Genomic DNA, 20,433 nt, shown 5'->3' with positions numbered 1-20,433 from the left:
AACATAAGTAAAGGGGATTTCTTATGGAATATAGAATTGCCACTAGTAATGATTTATATTCCTTAGCAGATATGCGATGGGAGTTTAAAACTGAAGGAAAAGAAATAAATCCTAATAACAATAAATCAGATTTTATTAAGTCCTGTGTAGATTTTTTAGAAGAAGGCATTGAGGATAAAAGTTGGATACATTGGATCGTAGTAGATAATAGTGAAATAATCTCCCATATATCAGTTAGACGTATTAGGAAAATACCTAAACCTAATAAATTTTTCGATGAATATGGATATCTTACTAATGTTTTTACTAAAGAGAACTATAGGGGTAAGGGTATAGGGTCTAAGCTTATGAGTTATGTAATAGAATGGGCTAAGGAAGAGGATTTGGAAACATTAATTGTATGGCCAAGTGATAGAGCAATAAACTTCTATGAAAGAAAGGGATTTAGAATTCAAAGTGATGTTATGGAGCTAGAGTTAAGACAATCTATAGATTAAGAAATATATTTTTAGGAGTGAGATTTATGGCAGTTGAAAAGAAAAACTTTGGAATAGGAAGTCTATCTTTGCCACTAGTTTTACTTTCACTAATATTTGGAACTACTACTGGTGATAAATTTTTTAGATTAATTGGCAATAAAGTATGGTCAAATGAAAATTTTGGCGTGAACTATACTGGGATTTTTTCTATAATTTTGTTGATTCTAGGATTCTTTTTAGGAAGGAGATTTGAAGTTCATTGGGGAGCAAAATTAGGTGGAACAGTAGCAAATATTATGGTTTGCATTATAGCCATTTCAATGATTATTCAAATGTTTTTTAAATAAAGTAAAGTTGAATTGATAGAATGAAGTAAGGTAATTAATACAATTTATTGAAATATTATAGCTAGAATTATAATGCATAGCTATTAATAAAACTAATGATAAATTATAGGAGGTAAAAATGAAAAAATATTTAGATATGGAATCTTGGCCAAGAAAACAACAATATAAGCTTTTTAAGGAGATGGATTATCCACATTTTAATGTATGTGCTAATCTTGATATCACTAAGTTTTATTCCTATATAAAAGAGAACAATATATCTTTCTATAAAGCTATGATATTTATTGCAACAAATACAGCGAATAGCATAACAGAATTTAGATATAGAATGAAAGATGATAAGATTATTGAGTATGACCTAACTCATCCATCTTTCACAATTATGACGCAACCAGAAGTTTTTAGTTTTTGTACTGTAGACTATATGGAAAATTTTCAACAATTTAATAAAAAAGCAGAAGAAAAGGCTAAACTATTGAAGGGTAAAATTGACCTGGAAGATGAGCCAAATCGTGATGATTTAATATATATAACTACTATGCCTTGGGTTTCTTTTACTAGTGTAACCCATCCAATAGATATATCCTCATCTGATTCGATACCAAGAATTGCATGGGGAAAATTCTTCAAAGAAAATGAAGTGTTAAAGCTTCCTTTTTCAGTTCAAGTAAATCATGCCTTAATGGACGGAGTTCATGTAGGTAAATATTTTATAAAGATACAGGAGATTTTAAACAAACCTAGTATAGTACTATAATTATTATTTGGATTTTATGAATATTGAAATACAAATTCATATGTATATTTTACTTTTTATTAGAGATAACATAATATTTTCATTAATTTATATAACTATTTTGATTTTACTTGGTCTATCTTTCATTATAATATCTGAGTTGCTAGATAGGGTAGACTATATAGAGTAGAAATTAGGGATAGAGCATGATGAAAATTTGCCGCAAATAACTTGCCCAGACTGTGGAGTAGTACATGATTTTGATTATTCTAAATGTCCTGATTGTGGTCATAAATATTAATGGCAAATTAGGATTTTTTAGATAGGTTCGTGAACAAATAAAATTATTAAAGCGTATTGAATAAAAGCCGTTATTAATAGAATTATCTGAGATGCTGTATTTAAATAGGGGGAAACTATGACTAATAAGAAAAAGATAATACTAATCAGCATATTCTTTATTTTAATTTTTATGGTTGGATATAAATATTACACTAGACCACAAAATTTTAAGAGAAATATATCTGGAATAAAATATCAAACTAACAATAAATCATATCAAGAAAATGTTGAAATAAGAGTTGAAGGACGATATTCGAGAAAATTGTTTAGAAGATTCAAATTTGAAGGTCAGATATATTTAAACAATAAAGAGTTTAGCTGTATAATTAATAATTCGAACTCTTCACCATTGACATATACTGATGAGGGCTATACAAGAACATATGGCACCATTTATTCTAATACTAATTTAAATCCCATTGTTATTTTAGTCGGAAATTGGAGTAGCAAAGATGGCATTATAATATCTGGGCCAGCTAATGCTAGAAAAGATGCTTTAACAGAAACCCATGAAGTAATGGAAAAATTTCTATCTGATTATGGGATTAATGACCTTGAATAATTTCAAACTATTAAACTTATTAATAGACAGTTAATGAAGTGTAAACTTATGTTTGAAAATATGATTAGAAATTATAGTCATTGAGTCTAAAGACATGGAGGCGATAAATTATGAATAGTGAATATAAAGAAAGTATTAATATTTTTATAAAAAGATTTTTTATGAGCTCACGAATTAAAAGATTTCTTTTATTTGGTTTACTATGGATAGCATTTGAATGTTTTATAGACAAAGAAAAAGTTTTAATTATGCTCACTGTTGTATTAATTATAACACCTATTGTCTTTTTACTTACACCAAATCTTTTGTATAAGGAAACAAAAGAGGCGATTAATAATTTTTTTAATTCAGACTTAAGTAATTCCAATGGGTTAGTTTTAATTTGTAATCTTAAGAAGATAGACGGTCCAACTTTTGGGGCATTACATATTACTAATAACAAAATTATATTCGAGCCCTTTAGAGAAAATCTTCAGAATGAAGGATTTACTTTTGGAGAAGAGGAAATAAAAGAGGTTCATATTTCAGTTGCTAAAACTAAAAACATATTTAATAATTTATTTTATAAAGAGTTAAATAAAGTAATTAGAATTTCTTATAATGATAAAACTATATTGCTACAGACTCCGAATCCAGAATTAGCTATTGAAAAAATCAAAGAGATATTTTGTACAGGCTAGGATGGAATAATACCATAAAAATAAGGTTTTATTTTTAAAAAGGTGGTTTAATATATGACTATAAAAACGGAATTTTCAAGAAAAGATATAATAAACATTCTTTCAAGTTATTATATAGGAGAACTTAAAGAGTATCAACCAATTAAAAGTGGATCTGTTCAAACAAACTATTATGTACAAACAACTAAGGGAAGATTTGTAATTAGATACTATGAAAACCGTTCAAAAAACTCAGTATTATTTGAAGTACATCTTTTGAAATTTCTTAAAGATAATAATTATCCTTGCCCAGAAATAGTTAAAGATAGATTTAAAGAATGTATGGGGACATATAATAGAAAACCCTATGTTGTTTTTGAGTTTGTTGAGGGAGTGCATATTGAGAAACTAAATTCAAATCAAGAAAAAGAGTTGATTAAAAATATAGCTAGATTACACAATATTACAAAGAAATATAAACCTCTATATAAAGAACATAGATGGAATTATAGTGTGGAATTTTGTGAAAAGCTAGCTAACCTTGAGGCTAAAAAAATTAACACGGCAAACTCTAAAGAAAAATTAAAATGGTTTAAAACACAGCTATCCAATTTGCAGTTGCCACGATTATTGCCTAAAGGAATTTGTCATTGTGATTTTCATTATTCTAATATACTTTTTAAAGATGGAAAGTTCAATGCACTATTGGATTTTGATGATGCCAACTATACATATCTTTTATATGATATTGTCTGTTTAGTCGACCCTTTCATCTCTGAATTTAATTGGGAAACATGGAAGAAATTTAAGATAGAGGATAACATATTTAACTTTCAAAAGATGAAAGAAACAATAGCTGAATATATAAAGTACAGGCCTTTAAAAGGTGTAGAAAAAAGACATCTATTTGATTTATACAAATTAAGTATATTAATTGATTGTATTTGGTTTTTTGAAAGAGGAAGTAGTGAGAACTTTTATGAGAGAAGAAAAATAGAATTTCTTGATAATCTAGGAAGAGAAAAATTTTATGAAAAGGTGTTTGATAGTTAAAATAAGTATATGAATAGGAAACATATATCACTTATTGGCTTATAATTATTTTTTAAAGAGAATTACCAATTTAAAGGGAGATTCTATGAAGAGGAAGTTCTTAATCGTTGTTATTTTATTAATTACAGCTTTTATGGTGAAATACATAAATATTAGTTTTACTGAAAATGCTTCTTTTTCTGAATTAGTATTAGAAAAATATAAAGAAAAAGATTTTAATGAGATATTGATAGATAAAGAAATAGAAAATGGTAATTATGATATAAGAAAAAGTGAAGAAAATAGTGATATAGATAAGATAATCAAGCATTTTAACGATTTGAAATTGGAAGAGCTTAGGGAAAATGAAATTTCAAAGATTGATGGATACAAATATGAAATAAAACTTCATAATACAAAAACCCATGAGTATTTAAATATAGGGATAAATGATAAGAAGACGATTAGAATCATTTATCAATTAATGAGAAAAGATGAGAATAAGTCAAAGAATCTTACAGTTTGGAAACATAAAAGATACATAAAATATTATAGAATACAGGATGATGAAGTTAACTTGAGTTATATAGAAAAGGTTTATCAAGGAATGAATGCTTTGGAATGACTCACTCCTATTGAAGTAAACAGTTAAAATAAGAAAACTGTTACAACAATAGGAGTCTTTTTTATGGAATTTATTGTACCAAGTGTTATTAAAATGAAACATTTGATATAATAGGTTTATGATGTAAAATTATAGCAATACATTAATTATATTGATTGTAAAGATAGGAGGTTGCTATGCCATATTCTATAGAGTTATATTTCGACAAGAGAAGTACGGAAAAGATTATTAAGATAAGGAGAGAGTTTCATAAACAAGGAATTTCTATTGAGAATGTAGGTCAGCCACACATAACTTTGGCAATTTATGAAGATTTGGACCTGGAAAAATATAAGGAAGAATTGAAAGCATATTCTCAAGAAATAAAGACCTTTGATATAACCCTATCAAATATAGGAATGTTTGTTACAGAAAGTCCTGTGTTATTTATCAGTCCTATTGTAACAAAAGAGCTATTAAATATTCATTCTGAGTTTCACACTAAATTTAAGAAACACAGTGGTTCTGCTTGGGAGTATTATATACCAGATAACTGGGTTCCTCATTGCACTTTGATAATGGGAATTGAGAACAATAATATAAATAGGGCTATAAAATCATGTAAAGACTTAGGATTACCAATTGATGCAACAATAGAAGGTATTGGCATATTGGAGTTTAGCCCTAATAAACAGATAGTAAAATATAAATTAAAATAAAATTTTGGGGGATTTAATGAAGAATAATATCAAAGTAATTTTTTTCGACATGGGAAATACATTATTGCATTTTCATCATGGGAAAAGCGATGAAGAGAAGGATGAAAAGGGAATAGAATATCTTACAAATTTTTTGCAAAAATATGACTCTAGGATAAAATATGAAGATGTAAAGAAAAAATTCTTTACGAAATGGCAAAATATAATGCCATTGAGGAAAATCACTCATATTGAGTATCCTGTTGAAAGCTTTTTAAATAACTTTTTAAAAAGCTATGATGTTAATCTAAGCTTAAATATGTGTATCAAAGCATTAGATATTTTCTATACAGAGTATCGAAAATATATTTGGATTGAGGAAGAACTTATTCAAACGCTAAGTAGTATAGTTGATAAAAGATATAAGATAGGGGTAATTTCCAATGCAAGTATTTATGATGAAGTGATGATAAATTGTTTTAAAGAAGCTGGAATAGCTAAGTATATTGATTCATTTACCTTTAGTTATTATCTTAAGATAGGAAAGCCTAATAAACAAATTTTTCAACACGCATTAAATGAATTTCAAGTTAAACCTAATGAGTCAGTTATGATAGGAGATAATCTTTCAAGTGATATTGCCCCTGCAAAAGAGCTTGGACTTAAGAGTATTTGGTACAATAAAAACAAGGTTATTAATAATACAGATATTAAACCTGATATGGAGATATGTCAGATAAAGGATTTAAATAAATTGTTATAGTTCGTAAAGCATAATCTCTATAAGTTGTAATTAGATTACACATATAAATACAATTATGCAAATATGGAACAAATTTACATTAATTGGCATCTAAATATAATAAGTCTGTCTATATCATAATTGTATCTTAAGACAGTTCTAATTAGATTATATGGGAAATATTAAACAGGGCAAACTTTAATTCTTGGGATGGACCTAAGGTGTCACCACTCCTATAAATGGTGTAGGTTTACAAAAGTACTATTTATACTAAAATTTTGATATAATAAAGCAAATTAATTAGTACATGTAATTAAAATTAAGATAGTAATATAGATTAATAAAAATGAAGGAGTAAAAAATATGGGATATAAAAAAGTTAGCTTTTTTATTATTTTTTTATTGATTTTCTTAACTAGCTGCACAAAATCTACTAGTAAAGAAGTATTAAATTCTAATGTGTGGATGGATATTGAAAACAAGGAATGGAGTAATTTTGATACATGGGCTGGAAAGGGAATATATTTTTATGAAAATGATAATAAACCCATGGGTGTATATATGATATATGGCAGTGGGGTGCCTATTGCTTTTCTACATGAGTCAGTTGTGGAAATAATTGATAATGAAATTAATATTGAGATGCCAATATTTAATGAAAAGCAGGATACATATGAAATTATAAATACAAAACTAAATTATGAAGATGGTAAATTAATGATGAATGACAAAATATACAAAAGTAGATTTAATAAAGATATCATGGAAATGATTAAGGAATATAAAGAATCTGAATAAGCCCAAACTCCTGTAAAGTTTTATAAAACTGTACTTAATTTGTAAATACAAAATTTTCGCAGATATGTAGATTGGACAAGCTTTACATCAAAAGAAAAACTTAGGAGGAAGAAGATGATAAAAACAAAACAAAAATTAACTACAGGACTAATACTAATTTTAATAGTTTTATTATTATCAGCTTGTGGTGCATCTCTTAAATTAACAACAAATAATAATTCAATTAATGCTAATTCAGTTAAGGGTAAAGAAGAAATCAGCTCTAAACTGGATTTGGTTAAAGAAAAATTGAATTTATTCGATAAAGAGATGGGCTACAGCACAGATCAAAATGAAATTCAAAAGTATTTAGATAAATTTGTTCAAGAGAACAACGAAAACATATTAAATGCTTATATGGGATTTGAAACAGGTGGTATTATTATTTCGCCACAAGTTGAATTGCCTGAGAATTTTAACGCAGTTGAAGGTGAATGGTATAAAAAGGCAAAGGGACTAGATTACTTTGTATCTGAACCATATATGGACTTTTCTACAGGGAAAAACATTATTACAGTTTCTAAATCTATTGTTATAGACAATGAAATAAAAGGAGTAATTGGAATAGATTATATTACTGATAAATCAAATGAGAAGACAACCAAACAAACTTCAAATAATACATCAAAGGAAAAGACACCAGATTTATCTGAAATAGATATGGATGCATTAGTTGATGATCTTAGCTCTCTTAGCCAAAGTATGTCTAAACTTGATAATAGTGATGATATTACTCAGCAATTAAATGATTTTAGAGAAAATAGCGAGCTTAAAATTACAAATGTATATTTCGCCTTGAAGACAGGTGAATTTATTATTTCTCCATATGTAGAATTACCAGAAGATTATGATGTAGCTGAAAGAGCATGGTATAAGAATGCATTAGATAAAGAATATTATGTTTCTGGTATATTTAAAGATATTTCAACCGATGCCAATGTTTTTTCATTATCAAAAGCTGTATATAAAGATGATGAATTTATAGGAGTTTTAGGAATTGATGTTGTACTACCCTAAAGGGCAATCAGTTAGGTAGTAGAGAAAATAGATCAGAAAATGTAATACAGTATTATAATATATTTTATTATATTATGAAATTGGGGGAATTAGTATGGATGTAGTAAGAAAGGAACTAGGGAAAGATATTGATTTAGGTGAAAATATTAGGATAGCTTATCAACAGCACGAGATTTTTGCCAATTATTACTCTGTATATTATGGACATAAGTTTTCGCAATATTACTTTAGGGATACTGTAGATTCTCTAAAGGAAAGGGCTAAGTTTATAGATTCATGCTATCTCATTTTCAAAGGAGATAAAGTCATAGGTGGTGTTATTCTAAAGCCTAATTTCATGAGTGATTTATTCATAATTCCACCATTTGATGATTATAATTACATAGCAGAAAAGATAACAGAATATTTAATTGAAATTTCGGATACGAATGAGAAAATATTACTGCAAGAAATAATAGAAGAATTCGTACCCATTTATGAAAAAAATGGGTTTAAAATCCAAGAGAAAGGATTTTGGATGATTAGACCAACAGAAGAAATTAAAGCTTCTGTTCCAGAAGGTTATGTATCTAGACCTCTACATGAAGAAGATAAAAATGAAGTAGCAAGTTTGATTTTAACAGCATACACTGAGAATCCGTCTATTAAGATTGTTTATGACAAAGAAACATACCTTATTAGCGTAAATAGTCACTTAAAGAATAAAGGTAAAAATGGCGCAATTTATGATAGTTCAAGAGTTGTAGTATGTATGAATACAGGGAAAATAGTAGGAGTATCCTTATATATGGAATTTGAAAACATGCCATTACTTACTCAACTAGCTGTATGTCCAGAACATCAAGGTAAGGGAATAGGGAGGTATCTAGTTAAATACGGCATTAATTGTACTAGTAAAAAATACTCAGCTATTAGACTATATGTTTTTGATAATAATCCTGCAAAAAAGCTTTATGACCATTTAGGGTTTATCAATAATGGAAGTCTAAATGATATGTACATGATTAAATAGGAATTAGGAGGATTTTATAATGAATATGGAGTTAAAGGAGTTATCTTTATCTGATGGACAAGAAATTTATAAAATGATTGTAGAGATAGGACCTGGTGAAAATGGATTTGGAAACAGAGGGTATGATATTGAATTTAAGGACTTTTCAAATTTTCTACAGGATAATATAGAAATGTCAAAGGGGATAGGATTAAAGTCAGAATATGTGTCACAAACAATGTTTTGGTTAATGGTAAATAATAAGCCTGTGGGTATAGGGAAGCTAAGACATTATTTAAACGAGCATTTAAGAGAGCATGGTGGGCATATTGGATATTGCATTAGACCTTCAGAACGTGGTAAAGGTTATGGAAATATTATTTTAAAAGAGTTATTAAAGGAATCTAAGAAAAAGGGGATAACAGAAGTACTTCTAACATGTAATGAAGATAATGTACCTTCAAGAAAAGTAATAGAGTATAGTAAAGGAATTTTAGAAGAGGTTAATGAAGGAGTATGTAAATATTGGATTAAAGAATTTTAGTCAATAGAATGAAGCTATAGATGATAATAAAATCATCAATTAGAAATTGGAGGAACAACAAGTGAAAATACAGGAATGTAATTATAGAATTACTAAACTAGAATCCTATGATACTCCACCATATGATTTATTGCTTCTAGCTGACCCTTCAAAAGATATTATAGATGAATATTTAAAGAGAGGAATATGCTATGTATGCAAGACTAATGAAATAGTGGGGGTTTATGTTTTATTGAATACTCGCCCGAAAACTATGGAATTGGTGAATGTGGGGGTTAGAGAAGATATGCAAAGAAAAGGTATAGGAAGAATCCTTGTTCAAGATGCAATTAGAAAAGCAAAAGAGTCAAATATGGAAACATTAGAAATAGGAACGGGTAATTCTAGCTTAGGACAATTGGCATTATATCAAAAATGTGGATTTCGTATAGTGGGAGTAGATAAAGATTTTTTCATAAGACATTATGATGAAGAAATTATAGAAAATGGTATTAAATGTGTTGATATGATTAGATTAAGCATGGATTTAAATTAATAATAAGGTTTGTGAGAATATATTTAAGATAAGCAAATTGCATATTAAAATTTTATGTAAAATTATATCCTTGTGACTCCAATATTCAACCGCTTTTCTTTTTAATTTAAGAAAAAAGTAACTAAATAAGTCGCAACTGGGATGAAATCGTGCAAAACTATATTGAATTTGTAAATATGCAATTTCCTCAAGATCAAATATATGATTTTCTTTATACAGTAAATGGACTATTCTAATAAAAAACTGGGGGAAGTGATTATATGAGTAAGAATTTTGCTAAGGTCATGGTATTGATAATCATAATGACAATAATTACTGGATGCACAAGAGTTACAGTTAGTACAAATGTTAAACAAACTACAGTTGAAGAAAAAGAGACAGTAAAACCGAAAAAGAAAGAAGATGAGTCTAAGAATGATGATGAATATCCACTTAAGATAAAAAACAAATATGAACTTGCAGATGGAAGTACACTCTTATATAAAAGTGATGAGTTGGGTGGGAAAAGTGAAATATCAGTACAGTTATCTGAAGGAGAAGCAGTAATTTGTGATAAAAAGCCTTCGGTACCTGCAGTATCTCCATATAGGAAGAAGGTAGCATATATAGACATGGTGCTATGGGAAACAATTGGGGATGTATATCTTTATGATGTAATACAAAGAACAAATAAAGTAATTATTAAGAAAGAAATTGATTTTGATCATGAATATACTCCTAGCAAGTTAGCTTGGTTGGACGATAATAATCTTTTGGTTATAATCAAATATGCTTATGGTACAAGAACTGTAGGTGGAGACCTATATTTGCATAATGTTAATGATGAAGAATTTTTACTGACAATTAAGCCTGAAGGGTATGATCAAATTAGTGATATTATAGTTGAAGGAGACAAAGTTACTATCGAATATACAAAATTTCAAAATGGCTCTCAATTGTCAAGCTATACAGAAGTATATAATAGAGATGAAATTCTAGATATGTCAAATAATAATAGATGAAATTTCACTATAGATTAAGAAAACCATGTTGCTAAATTAGATAGAATAATAGAGAAACCATGAAACAATTATAATCTTTTAGATATTGTAATTAAAGCAATAGGATATGAGTATTTACAATGCAATAAACTAATTGAGTATAAAGGAGCTTAAATATTGGATGAGAGACAAGAGTATATAGATTATTATTGTAAATATTTAGGAATTAACATTCTGGATTTAAGTAAAGGGAACATTATATTTAGCTGTAATCAGAGGAATGAGCCAATTTCAGGTAGTCATTTTCAACATCTAATAATTACCGAGATAGATGGCAAACAAATTTTTTCTATCTCACCTAAATATTACAATGGCTTTAAAAAGCATATATTAAAATACAAAGAGAATAAACTAGAAGGGGTTAATAAATTGAAGCCCTTTTTACAAAGTTTTTTTGAGAATAAGTTAAAAAAACATCAAATTAGAAAAATGTATAGGCTCACTGTAAATAAAGATGAAATGATTGATATACCCAGTTCTTTAGCTATTCAGCTTACTAAGGAAATATTAATGGATAATATTAAAGATAAAGATAGAATAGAAAAGGATAGAATATGGAGAAGAAAAAAGACAGAGGTAGAAGACGGAAGGCAATATACTATTCTAGATGATGGAAAAATAACTTGCTGGTGTAAAGTTTCTGATATAGATTTTGATGGTGGAAACTTAGCAGTGTGGACTTCTCCTAAGTATAGAAGAAGAGGATATGGCAAACAGGTAACTCTAGATGCAGTTAAATGGTGCTTTAGAAATAATGTAATTCCTATTTACTGGGTTGATTCTACTAATGTAGCTTCAATAAATTTAGCTAAGGGAATAGGCTTTAAAGTGATGTCAGAAGAAATTGTTGTATCATCTATAATGAATCAATATTAAGATTAATAGTGTAAGTTGAAGAGTGTGACATTTATTGCTTATTTCTGTTTGGAAATGATAAATGATTTGAGAAAAATTCTTTGAGAAGAACTTTAAAACTAATATGAAGACTAAAGAGGGGAAATTGAATTTTTAAAATTTATACGGGTTTATCTGATAATATAATTTTATATGATATGAATTAATGAATGTTAAAAATGGGGGATATAGGATGAAAAATATCATTAATAAAGCAAGAAACTACAAATTTAATACTCTAGCATATGTAGATATTGAAGATATGTCCGATGCTGAAGTGATTTTAAATAATGAAGATGATTTATTTATTGCCAGATATAGTGATGAAAAGATTCATTTAGACTGGGCAGCTGAGTCAAAAGCAGACTTTTTAAGTGGATTACAGCAAGTGATTGGAGTTTTAAAAGAAAAGTCAGATAAAAAGATTTATACAGAGTTTGTACCTGAGAATTTTGTTATTGATCTTGAAAAACTTGGATTTGAAATTGAAAGTGAGTACATAGATTTTTGGAATAATGATTTAATAAATCTCACTACAAGGGATGATAAATCCCTATCAATAAGAAAGATAGAAAAAGAAGAATATAATATTTCTGGGGAAATAACTAGAGCATGTGAAGGATACTCTAGAGGCTTTTGTGGAGAAAGTAATCAGTGGATAAAGGATTGGAATGAATCAGAAAATTCATGGATTTTTGTTGGAGAAATTTCTGGAGAGATTGTAGGGGTTTGCTGTATTAGGCTATATGGTTTTGATAGTGAAAAAGGTACAGTTTTATGGATAAGAGAATTGGCTGTACATCCTAAACATCAATCCCAGGGAATTGGATATAAACTGATTAATTATGCGATGAAATTTGGAAAGAAGAACGGGGCAAAAAGAAGTTTTCTAGCTTGTGATGCAGAAAACCATAATGCAATCAAATTATATGAGAAGTTTGGATTCCAATGTAAGGATGAAAGGGGCCAAATTAATATGGTGACTAAGACTGTTATATAACTAGGGGGGAGTTATGCAGATACTTAAACGATTACAAGAGGATATATTTAAAGATATAAAAAAAGAAATAGCAATAGGTATATTTGAAATTATATATCTTTCTCTGGGGCTTCCAATAGTTATTGGACTGTTTTTTATTGATCTGAAGTATCCTAATTATATAGAAGTAGCATTAATAATATATTGGGTACATATGCTAGGAGCTCTTATTATAAATGGCTTTATGGGTAAGTATGGCTTTTACTTTAGATACTTTTTAACTTTGAAAAAGTCGTATTTGTATAAAGTCGAAGAAGTAAAGGAGAAAGAATATAGATTTGTGTATTTATTATTGATTGCCTTTTGGATATATATTTTTTTCAAATTTATTGTTTAGTCTTAATTTTTGAAAATTTTTTTAGGATTATCTATGCATGTAGATAAGAAAATTTATTATTTTAGAAAATTGAGCATAGGGATTTTATATCAGGCTATATCTTATTTAATTTATAAGTATATAATTTATTTACCTAATTAGGGTCAGTACTTTTTTATAAACTTTGGAGGGTTTTAAGTGAAATTAAATGGTATTAATCATATAACTTTTTCAGTATCTAATCTTGAAAAATCAATAAAGTTTTATCAAGACGTTTTTGAAGCTAAAATACTAGTTAAAGGTAACAAACTTGCATATTTTGATATTAATGGACTATGGATTGCATTAAACGTAGAAAAAAATGTAAGTAGGAATGAAATTTATGACTCATATACTCACATTAGTTTTTCCATAGACAATAAAGAGTATGACCACATTCTCACTAAACTAAAGTCTTTCAATGTGGACATAGTTGAAGGTAGACAAAGGCATATAGAAGAAGGAAAATCAATATATTTTAGGGATTTAGATGGACATTTATTTGAACTACATACAAAATCAAGGAAAGATAGAATTGAATTCTATAAAAAGTACAGAAAGGATTTAAAATTCTATTCTACATAGTAATTAGGAGGACATATATGATAAAGATAGAAAGTGAGCGATTATTAATAAGGGATCATATTCCCACAGATATAGAAGGCTTACATAAGTTGCTATCTGATAGCACTATAATGTATTATCTACAAGATATAAAGTCTAATAGCTTTGAAGATTCAAAGCAAAACCTAGAAACAGCAATATTAGAATCCAAAATAGCTAATAGAGAAAAATATTTCTTCGGAATTATATTGAGGGATAGTCAAGAATATGTTGGTGAAATTGGCTTTACCGTAATTGAGGATAGTCCTTTGGGCAAAGTGGTCAATTTAGGTTATTTTATCCTTAAGGAGCATTGGGGAAAGGGTTTCGTTACTGAAGCTGCAATAAAAGTTATTGATTACGCCTTTAGAGAATGTAATGTACATAAAATAGTTACTGGGTGTATAAAAGAAAACTGTAATTCAGAAAAAATTATGAAAAAGTGTAATATGGTAAAAGAAGCAGAATATGGGAAACACGTATGGCATGATGGAGAATATAAAGATAGAGTAGAATATGGTTTATTAAGAGAAGATTATCATAATAAAATTTAGATAGAAGTATTCTTTGTTTTTAATTGAAAAGGAGGGAGAGTAGACGTGAATGTTGCTATAATAGGAATACTATTAATAATTAATATACCAATATACAAATTTATATTTAAAGGTTTTTTCTATGATATTGAAGACTTTAAGGAATCATTAGGATATATCTTCACGCCAGATTTATTCTCTTTATTTAGGGGTAAATATTGGCAGGATAGAATGTCGGAAATGAAAGCTGGAGGATTTATATTTCTATGCATAGTGATTACAGTCTTGGAGTTTTTCTTAATTCAATATATCTTTGAAGCCATTAAAGGATTACTATAAATATAATTACAGAGGATGATTTTATGAAATACATTTTTGAGAAAGAACGTAAGAACTATGAAGACTTTGCTAGTGGACATGTGCTGTATAACCGAAAAGGAGCAACTTCTTTTCCTGTTAGATTGGCAAGTGAAATATTTTTAAGGAGCAAAAATCATTTAGAAGAAAAAGGGAATAATGGAAAGATTACTATATATGATCCTTGCTGTGGTGGAGCTTACTTACTAACAACATTAGGATTTCTTTACGGGAAAAGTTTTTCAAAGATAATGGCATCTGATATTAATGAGGAAATGATTAGTTTAGCGGCTCGCAACTTATCACTTTTAACAGAAGAAGGTATGGAAAATCGTATTGAAGAAATTAAAGGATACATAGAGGAATTTGGAAAGAGTTCCCATAAAAAAGCGTTGAATAGTGGAATAAGGCTAAAAGAAATGTTAGGAGGCTTAGATAAAAGTACAACTGTCGAATGCTTTAAAAAAGATGCACTAAATAATAAAGGCATATCTAATTCTGTAGATCTAATTATGACTGATATTCCTTATGGGAATCTAGTAGAGTGGTCAGGGGATGAAGGGAATAGTCTAGAACAATTTCTCAATAGTATGCTTTTAAATCTAAAACCTGATTCTATTATGACCATAATCACTGATAAAAAAGAAATCATAAAGCATAAAGGTTATAATAGAATAAAGCATTTCACGATTGGTAAGAGAAGGGTATCATTTTTAGAACCGATATATAATTGAGATAATTGCATATAAAATTGGGGGGAAGGTAAATTGAAGAAATCAAAGTTAATTGTTATAGTGTTGATTTTAGTTGTTATAGTAATAGGGATTGGAAAATGTGAAGGGGGAGTACCCTGTTTAGGAAGTAAGCCTGTAATTTATTTATATCCTGAGGAAAAGACAGAGGTCCAGGTTAAATTAGAATTCGATGGTGATTTGCTTGTGACATATCCAACATATAATGATGAATGGAATGTATTAGCAAATCCAGATGGTTCTCTTACTAATCTACAAGATGGAAAAGAATATAGCTATTTATTCTGGGAAGGAGAGTATGAGAACAATTGGGATATAAATGAAGGGTTTGTAGTTAAAGGTGAAAACACAGCTGAGTTTCTACAGGAAAAGTTAGCTTATTTGGGATTAAGTCCAAAGGAATACAATGAATTTATCGTATATTGGTTGCCATTGATGAAAGGTAATAACTATAATTTAATTCATTTTGCAGGAAATGAATACGCTGATTTAGCTAATCTTACTATTAAACCAAAACCAGATAGTATACAGAGAGTTTTTATGGTTTTTAAGCCACTAGACAAGTATACAGAAATCAAGACTCAGGAGTTAAAGCCCTTTGAACGCTCTGGATTTACCGTGATAGAGTGGGGAGGAACTAAAATAGATTAGTGCTTAAGTAAGTATAATTTAAATGTTTTAGGAGGTAGTATTATGGGATTTAATAAATTATTTTGGGGATTTCTCTTTATGTTTGATTTTAGATTCAACGGATTCGATATATTACCAGATTTTGTAGGATATATATTTATATTTATAGGTCTTAAGACACTTATGAATAAGAATCAAAATTTTAGCACAGCAAAGAACTTAGCATTACCTCTTATATTTCTGTCAATTCTTGATATATTTCAACCTCAGAATAATGCAGGCGGTGTCAATATAACCTATGGCCCACCATTAATGTTAGTAATAGGTATAGCAGTCACTGTAATTAACTTAATAATGGTTTACAAAATATGTAATGGTATTTCTGAATTAGCCCAACAACAAGAAAAGATAGAACTTTCAAAAAAGGCTATGACAAGATGGATGTTATATCTAATTAATAACTTGATAATTTTATTAGGATTTGTTGTACCTGGATTGGTAGCAATTCTATTTATTGTTATAATTATATATTCTTTTGTAATGTATATATTGATGCTACTACTAATGAGAGAGTCAGAAAGGGAATTAGGATATTTGGATTATGAAGAGTAAAAAAAGAAAGAAGTGATAAGTATGAAGAGGAAGTTAGTCGATAGCTCTGACTGGGAACGTCTAATTAAAAGAAGATATAAACAAAAATATATAGAAAATAATGAATTCAAGGGCTATGTTTCCATATTATATATAGATAAAATAGAGGAGCCACTAATCGTAAAATTTGAAGGTAGTACTTTACAATTGGCTAATGATGGTTATATTTGGGTTAAGTATTTACCAGTTGATTATAATTATGCAGTTATCGCAATGTATGATCATGAGTATAATTTAATTCAATGGTATTTTGATATAATCAAAGAACATGGTGTTAATGAAGATGGCAAATTATATTTCGACGACTTATTCTTAGATGTTGTTGTACTGGCAAATGGAGAAGTTTTTTTACTGGATGAGGATGAATTGGAGGAAGCTCTTGAGAATGGAGAAATAACCGATGGTGAATATAATTTAGCATATAAAGAAGCTAGAAAGTTAATAGATCAAATCAATAACAATAGTAATTATGTTATTAATTCTAGAGAGACTTACTTAAAACTTATGATGACTTCTTAAGAAAGGTGAGATTTTAATATGCTGATAACTGAGGAATTTAAGACTAAATCTATAAGGCGTTTTGATGAAAATGGGGAAGAATGGATTTTGCAATTACCTAAAATTATTGATATATGTAAGGGAAAGTGGCAATTATACGACTTTAAAATAGTTGAAGACTTATCTATAAATCTTATATATTTTGCTAAATCGAAGAAATATGGAGATGTGGTGCTTAAATTAGAAGGACCACATCCTGAAAAATATACAGAAATGAAAGCTCTATCTCTATTTAATGAAGAGTGTGTATGTAAATGCTATGCTTTGGATATGGATATTGGGGCTTTACTTTTAGAACGGATAGTACCCGGTAAATGTTTAACATCTTTAAAAAATCATAGAGAACAAATCACTATTGCAGCTGAATTGATTGCTAAGGTACCTTTATTTACTGATGCTAAGGATGGATTTCCGACATATAGTCAATGGATCAATAGGGCATTTAAAAAGGCCAGAACAGAGAACAAAGTTGGTAGTAAGATGATACATTTTATTGATGAAGCAGAAAAGTTTTTTAAAGAGGTTGAATCTAATGATAGTCAAGTAGCTTTATTACACGGTGACTTACATCACTGGAATATACTACAAGATGAAAATGGTAATTGGAAGGCAATAGACCCCCATGGAGTTTTAGGACCACCATATTTTGAATCTGCTAGATTTATGACCAATCATTTAGATATTTCAGAAGAAGAAAATAAAAAAGAAATCCTAGATGATATGATAAATATTTTTAGTACGAAATTTAATGAGACTAAGAAAACTATTACCATTGCCTTATTTGTATTATATGCTTTAAGTATTTGTTGGACATTTGAAGAAGCAGCACCAGACGAATTACTATTGAAGAAAGATATTGAGAATTGTGAGTTTGTATATAATTACCTTATTAAATTATAAAAATATATTGAATTTGTAAATATGCTATTTCTTCAAATGTTGAATTTTATTAGGTAATCTTAAATTATCAGAGGTATAAAAATGAGTTTGGATTAGGGAAAGGAGAATCATTTCAAATGAATTTAATTAATATAATACATATTACTTTTTCAGTTTTTGTATTTATGATTGGATTAGTAATCTGTGCTTTAAAAATTAAGGAAGGAAATATTTATAAGTATGGGATATGGTTTTTTAGTCTAAGAATTATTATAGTAGTATTAGATTTTATTAAGAACTACTTTTTTATACCCTATATTATGAGGAATACAGCTTATGCACTTAAACTTGGTTATGTTCTACAATTTATTAGCATACCGACAATTTTGTTAGGATTAGTGTCGTATATAATATTAATATTTGGATTATATAATGCCTATAATGGTTATAAGAGTAATAAGCTATATTAAGTATAAATTATAAAGTCAATTTTTCACTAAGTAAGTATTTCTTTTGACATTAATTTATGTAATTATTTGTTACAAGGAGTTGAAATCTGACTATTTCCCCAGCAATAATTTATTTTTTTTCATTATTATATGACTAGTTAATGAAAAGAAAGATGATAGGATATTCGAGGGATTAGCGTAGAGGAATTTATACCCAATAAGGAACGACAGACTTAGGTTTACTAGCATTATATTCAAGAATAACCTTTTGAAGAAAATGGTCACTTCACGATATATATACATTAGGAGGAATTATGAGAATTGGAGAGTTTGCTAAAAAAAATCAGGTGAGTATAGATACTATAAGACATTATATGGATTTAGATTTGTTACTTCCAGATAAGGTAAATGGTCAGTATTCTTTTGATATTCAGTGTCAAGAAAGTATTAATGAAGTGTTTTTATTAAAAGAGATGGGATTTAAACTAAGTGAAATTAAGACAATCTTTATGTTTAATTCTCTAGGGAACATGACTATTTATCAAAAAGATGAATATTATAAGATGCTTTTTGAAAACAAGTATCAGTGTGTAGTTGAGGAAATAAAAAAACTTGAATTAACAAAAGTAAAAATAAAAAGTAAACTCAAAGAGCTTGATGAATGTAATAATAAGAAAAAGTTTACCATAGGTGTTTCCTTAGATACATTGTCTAAATTAAAATGTTTGAATTGTAAATCTTCCTTAATAATAAAAAAAGGTGATATAATAGATAACCAAATTCTGAATGGTCTACTTTCTTGTAAATGTGGTGAAGAGTATTTAATTCAAGATGGGATAGTGATGATATCAAAAGATAAAATTGAAGATAAGAGTCATTACAACCATAATTTTATTACAAAATATATTAGTTCAACAGATGGTAATTATCTTGAAAATATTTATAAAGGGATTGATTGGCTAAAAAGAAGTACTGCTTTTCAAGAATTAGATAACAAAACTGTCCTAGAGTTAGGGTCTGGGGTAGGCTTTTTACTTAGGAATATATACCATTTACTACCTGATGATTGTTTATACATAGCAATAGATCATGATATCAATAAACATAGACTTTTAAAAAACATTCTTGAAAGATCAGATAACAAGAAGAATATACTCTTTATATGCTCAGATTTTAAAGAAATACCCATTCAAGAAAAAACTATAGATTTACTCATTGATTATTCAGGAACAAGTAATTATTCCTTTGCTCATACTGAATTTTTATTAGAAGATATAAACAAATATGTAAAAGACCAAGCTGATTTAATTGGAAGTTACATACTTTTTAAGAACTTTGCATCAAATAGCTTAATAGAGGATTCGCATAGAAAAAATTTTCTCTTGAATAATGTGAAAAATAAACTAAGTGGACTGGGATATAAGTGCTTACAAGAAAATATTTCAGACTATATAGAAAAAGGTGGTCTGTTTGAAAATTATTTTGTTGATGGTGAGGTTGTTTATACTTATCAATATCATGGTAAAAGGTTGGGTTAACCCAACCTTTTATTAAATAAGGTTAAGAAA

The 20,433-nt window shown here is 28.2% G+C and carries 28 protein-coding genes; all 28 read left to right on the top strand.

Annotated elements, in window-relative coordinates:
* Window positions 1–23: 23 nt before the first annotated feature.
* The 28 genes from JMO20_RS07095 (at window position 24) to JMO20_RS06960 (ending at window position 20,403) form a co-directional block, all read left to right on the top strand.
* Window positions 24–497, top strand: coding sequence for a GNAT family N-acetyltransferase (locus JMO20_RS07095; RefSeq protein WP_202708840.1), 474 nt, complete (start codon window positions 24–26; stop codon window positions 495–497).
* A gap of 26 nt (window positions 498–523) precedes the next feature.
* Window positions 524–826, top strand: a complete 303-nt coding sequence (locus tag JMO20_RS07090; protein ID WP_202708839.1) for a hypothetical protein — start codon at window positions 524–526, stop codon at window positions 824–826.
* A gap of 118 nt (window positions 827–944) precedes the next feature.
* On the top strand, window positions 945–1,583 hold the full coding sequence (locus JMO20_RS07085; protein WP_202708838.1) for a chloramphenicol acetyltransferase: 639 nt from the start codon (window positions 945–947) through the stop codon (window positions 1,581–1,583).
* Between the two features lie 397 nt (window positions 1,584–1,980).
* Complete coding sequence (locus JMO20_RS07080) at window positions 1,981–2,466, top strand: hypothetical protein (RefSeq protein WP_202708837.1); 486 nt, start codon at window positions 1,981–1,983, stop codon at window positions 2,464–2,466.
* Window positions 2,467–2,576: 110 nt separating this feature from the next.
* Window positions 2,577–3,146, top strand: a complete 570-nt coding sequence (locus JMO20_RS07075; protein WP_202708836.1) for a hypothetical protein — start codon at window positions 2,577–2,579, stop codon at window positions 3,144–3,146.
* A 54-nt stretch (window positions 3,147–3,200) separates the two neighbouring features.
* Entirely contained in the window at window positions 3,201–4,178 is a 978-nt protein-coding gene (locus JMO20_RS07070; protein ID WP_202708835.1) for a homoserine kinase, read from the top strand.
* A gap of 85 nt (window positions 4,179–4,263) precedes the next feature.
* Complete coding sequence (locus tag JMO20_RS07065) at window positions 4,264–4,782, top strand: hypothetical protein (protein WP_202708834.1); 519 nt, start codon at window positions 4,264–4,266, stop codon at window positions 4,780–4,782.
* Between the two features lie 176 nt (window positions 4,783–4,958).
* Complete coding sequence (locus JMO20_RS07060) at window positions 4,959–5,480, top strand: 2'-5' RNA ligase family protein (protein ID WP_202708833.1); 522 nt, start codon at window positions 4,959–4,961, stop codon at window positions 5,478–5,480.
* 16 nt (window positions 5,481–5,496) lie between these two features.
* Entirely contained in the window at window positions 5,497–6,222 is a 726-nt protein-coding gene (locus JMO20_RS07055; RefSeq protein ID WP_202708832.1) for an HAD family hydrolase, read from the top strand.
* A 342-nt stretch (window positions 6,223–6,564) separates the two neighbouring features.
* Entirely contained in the window at window positions 6,565–6,999 is a 435-nt protein-coding gene (locus JMO20_RS07050; RefSeq protein ID WP_202708831.1) for a hypothetical protein, read from the top strand.
* A gap of 114 nt (window positions 7,000–7,113) precedes the next feature.
* Window positions 7,114–8,055: a PDC sensor domain-containing protein gene (locus JMO20_RS07045; RefSeq protein WP_202708830.1), complete on the top strand. Its 942-nt coding sequence runs from the start codon at window positions 7,114–7,116 to the stop codon at window positions 8,053–8,055.
* A gap of 94 nt (window positions 8,056–8,149) precedes the next feature.
* The gene (locus JMO20_RS07040) at window positions 8,150–9,067 is read left to right on the top strand and encodes a GNAT family N-acetyltransferase (RefSeq protein ID WP_202708829.1); all 918 of its coding nucleotides are present in this window, start codon (window positions 8,150–8,152) and stop codon (window positions 9,065–9,067) included.
* Window positions 9,068–9,086: 19 nt separating this feature from the next.
* Complete coding sequence (locus JMO20_RS07035; protein ID WP_202708828.1) at window positions 9,087–9,590, top strand: GNAT family N-acetyltransferase; 504 nt, start codon at window positions 9,087–9,089, stop codon at window positions 9,588–9,590.
* 61 nt (window positions 9,591–9,651) lie between these two features.
* A complete protein-coding gene (locus JMO20_RS07030; RefSeq protein WP_341533997.1) occupies window positions 9,652–10,125 on the top strand; it encodes a GNAT family N-acetyltransferase in 474 nt (157 codons plus the stop codon).
* 260 nt (window positions 10,126–10,385) lie between these two features.
* Window positions 10,386–11,126: a DUF4652 domain-containing protein gene (locus JMO20_RS07025; protein ID WP_202708827.1), complete on the top strand. Its 741-nt coding sequence runs from the start codon at window positions 10,386–10,388 to the stop codon at window positions 11,124–11,126.
* Window positions 11,127–11,282: 156 nt separating this feature from the next.
* Window positions 11,283–12,041, top strand: coding sequence for a GNAT family N-acetyltransferase (locus tag JMO20_RS07020; protein ID WP_202708826.1), 759 nt, complete (start codon window positions 11,283–11,285; stop codon window positions 12,039–12,041).
* Between the two features lie 211 nt (window positions 12,042–12,252).
* On the top strand, window positions 12,253–13,059 hold the full coding sequence (locus JMO20_RS07015) for a GNAT family N-acetyltransferase (RefSeq protein ID WP_202708825.1): 807 nt from the start codon (window positions 12,253–12,255) through the stop codon (window positions 13,057–13,059).
* Between the two features lie 13 nt (window positions 13,060–13,072).
* Entirely contained in the window at window positions 13,073–13,435 is a 363-nt protein-coding gene (locus tag JMO20_RS07010; RefSeq protein WP_202708824.1) for a hypothetical protein, read from the top strand.
* A 177-nt stretch (window positions 13,436–13,612) separates the two neighbouring features.
* Window positions 13,613–14,038 (top strand): metallothiol transferase FosB, encoded by a 426-nt coding sequence (gene fosB / locus JMO20_RS07005; RefSeq protein WP_202708823.1) that lies wholly within the window; start codon window positions 13,613–13,615, stop codon window positions 14,036–14,038.
* Between the two features lie 17 nt (window positions 14,039–14,055).
* On the top strand, window positions 14,056–14,610 hold the full coding sequence (locus JMO20_RS07000; RefSeq protein ID WP_202708822.1) for a GNAT family N-acetyltransferase: 555 nt from the start codon (window positions 14,056–14,058) through the stop codon (window positions 14,608–14,610).
* Window positions 14,611–14,655: 45 nt separating this feature from the next.
* Window positions 14,656–14,928 carry a hypothetical protein gene (locus JMO20_RS06995; RefSeq protein ID WP_202708821.1) on the top strand — a complete coding sequence of 91 codons (273 nt, stop codon included), beginning with the start codon at window positions 14,656–14,658 and terminating at the stop codon, window positions 14,926–14,928.
* Window positions 14,929–14,951: 23 nt separating this feature from the next.
* The gene (locus tag JMO20_RS06990) at window positions 14,952–15,680 is read left to right on the top strand and encodes a hypothetical protein (RefSeq protein WP_202708820.1); all 729 of its coding nucleotides are present in this window, start codon (window positions 14,952–14,954) and stop codon (window positions 15,678–15,680) included.
* A 33-nt stretch (window positions 15,681–15,713) separates the two neighbouring features.
* Window positions 15,714–16,349, top strand: a complete 636-nt coding sequence (locus tag JMO20_RS20015; RefSeq protein WP_243414663.1) for a hypothetical protein — start codon at window positions 15,714–15,716, stop codon at window positions 16,347–16,349.
* 42 nt (window positions 16,350–16,391) lie between these two features.
* Window positions 16,392–16,940, top strand: a complete 549-nt coding sequence (locus JMO20_RS06980; protein ID WP_202708819.1) for a hypothetical protein — start codon at window positions 16,392–16,394, stop codon at window positions 16,938–16,940.
* Window positions 16,941–16,961: 21 nt separating this feature from the next.
* Window positions 16,962–17,498 carry a DUF402 domain-containing protein gene (locus JMO20_RS06975; RefSeq protein ID WP_202708818.1) on the top strand — a complete coding sequence of 179 codons (537 nt, stop codon included), beginning with the start codon at window positions 16,962–16,964 and terminating at the stop codon, window positions 17,496–17,498.
* Between the two features lie 18 nt (window positions 17,499–17,516).
* Window positions 17,517–18,437, top strand: coding sequence for an aminoglycoside phosphotransferase family protein (locus tag JMO20_RS06970; protein ID WP_202708817.1), 921 nt, complete (start codon window positions 17,517–17,519; stop codon window positions 18,435–18,437).
* Window positions 18,438–18,553: 116 nt separating this feature from the next.
* Window positions 18,554–18,886 (top strand): hypothetical protein, encoded by a 333-nt coding sequence (locus JMO20_RS06965; RefSeq protein ID WP_202708816.1) that lies wholly within the window; start codon window positions 18,554–18,556, stop codon window positions 18,884–18,886.
* Between the two features lie 293 nt (window positions 18,887–19,179).
* Window positions 19,180–20,403 (top strand): MerR family transcriptional regulator, encoded by a 1,224-nt coding sequence (locus JMO20_RS06960; RefSeq protein ID WP_202708815.1) that lies wholly within the window; start codon window positions 19,180–19,182, stop codon window positions 20,401–20,403.
* Window positions 20,404–20,433: the final 30 nt, after the last annotated feature.

This window comes from Sporosalibacterium faouarense (assembly GCF_016765695.1).
In the GTDB taxonomy this organism is placed as follows: domain Bacteria; phylum Bacillota; class Clostridia; order Tissierellales; family VENL01; genus Sporosalibacterium; species Sporosalibacterium faouarense.
Note: the sequence above shows the minus strand (reverse complement) of the source record. Positions and strands in the feature narration are given on the sequence as shown.

Bases quoted from the DNA above. Each gene is read 5' to 3' on its own strand.
- JMO20_RS07000 (WP_202708822.1), top strand. From the start codon at position 14,056: ATGATAAAGATAGAAAGTGAGCGATTATTAATAAGGGATCATATTCCC.
- JMO20_RS07010 (WP_202708824.1), top strand. From the start codon at position 13,073: ATGCAGATACTTAAACGATTACAAGAGGATATATTTAAAGATATAAAA.
- JMO20_RS07025 (WP_202708827.1), top strand. From the start codon at position 10,386: ATGAGTAAGAATTTTGCTAAGGTCATGGTATTGATAATCATAATGACA.
- JMO20_RS06980 (WP_202708819.1), top strand. From the start codon at position 16,392: ATGGGATTTAATAAATTATTTTGGGGATTTCTCTTTATGTTTGATTTT.
- JMO20_RS06975 (WP_202708818.1), top strand. From the start codon at position 16,962: ATGAAGAGGAAGTTAGTCGATAGCTCTGACTGGGAACGTCTAATTAAA.
- JMO20_RS07045 (WP_202708830.1), top strand. From the start codon at position 7,114: ATGATAAAAACAAAACAAAAATTAACTACAGGACTAATACTAATTTTA.
- JMO20_RS07065 (WP_202708834.1), top strand. From the start codon at position 4,264: ATGAAGAGGAAGTTCTTAATCGTTGTTATTTTATTAATTACAGCTTTT.
- JMO20_RS06970 (WP_202708817.1), top strand. From the start codon at position 17,517: ATGCTGATAACTGAGGAATTTAAGACTAAATCTATAAGGCGTTTTGAT.
- JMO20_RS06965 (WP_202708816.1), top strand. From the start codon at position 18,554: ATGAATTTAATTAATATAATACATATTACTTTTTCAGTTTTTGTATTT.
- JMO20_RS07035 (WP_202708828.1), top strand. From the start codon at position 9,087: ATGAATATGGAGTTAAAGGAGTTATCTTTATCTGATGGACAAGAAATT.
- JMO20_RS07015 (WP_202708825.1), top strand. From the start codon at position 12,253: ATGAAAAATATCATTAATAAAGCAAGAAACTACAAATTTAATACTCTA.
- JMO20_RS07075 (WP_202708836.1), top strand. From the start codon at position 2,577: ATGAATAGTGAATATAAAGAAAGTATTAATATTTTTATAAAAAGATTT.
- JMO20_RS06960 (WP_202708815.1), top strand. From the start codon at position 19,180: ATGAGAATTGGAGAGTTTGCTAAAAAAAATCAGGTGAGTATAGATACT.
- JMO20_RS07040 (WP_202708829.1), top strand. From the start codon at position 8,150: ATGGATGTAGTAAGAAAGGAACTAGGGAAAGATATTGATTTAGGTGAA.
- JMO20_RS07070 (WP_202708835.1), top strand. From the start codon at position 3,201: ATGACTATAAAAACGGAATTTTCAAGAAAAGATATAATAAACATTCTT.
- JMO20_RS06990 (WP_202708820.1), top strand. From the start codon at position 14,952: ATGAAATACATTTTTGAGAAAGAACGTAAGAACTATGAAGACTTTGCT.
- JMO20_RS07085 (WP_202708838.1), top strand. From the start codon at position 945: ATGAAAAAATATTTAGATATGGAATCTTGGCCAAGAAAACAACAATAT.
- JMO20_RS07095 (WP_202708840.1), top strand. From the start codon at position 24: ATGGAATATAGAATTGCCACTAGTAATGATTTATATTCCTTAGCAGAT.
- JMO20_RS07080 (WP_202708837.1), top strand. From the start codon at position 1,981: ATGACTAATAAGAAAAAGATAATACTAATCAGCATATTCTTTATTTTA.
- JMO20_RS07060 (WP_202708833.1), top strand. From the start codon at position 4,959: ATGCCATATTCTATAGAGTTATATTTCGACAAGAGAAGTACGGAAAAG.
- JMO20_RS07050 (WP_202708831.1), top strand. From the start codon at position 6,565: ATGGGATATAAAAAAGTTAGCTTTTTTATTATTTTTTTATTGATTTTC.
- JMO20_RS07055 (WP_202708832.1), top strand. From the start codon at position 5,497: ATGAAGAATAATATCAAAGTAATTTTTTTCGACATGGGAAATACATTA.
- JMO20_RS07090 (WP_202708839.1), top strand. From the start codon at position 524: ATGGCAGTTGAAAAGAAAAACTTTGGAATAGGAAGTCTATCTTTGCCA.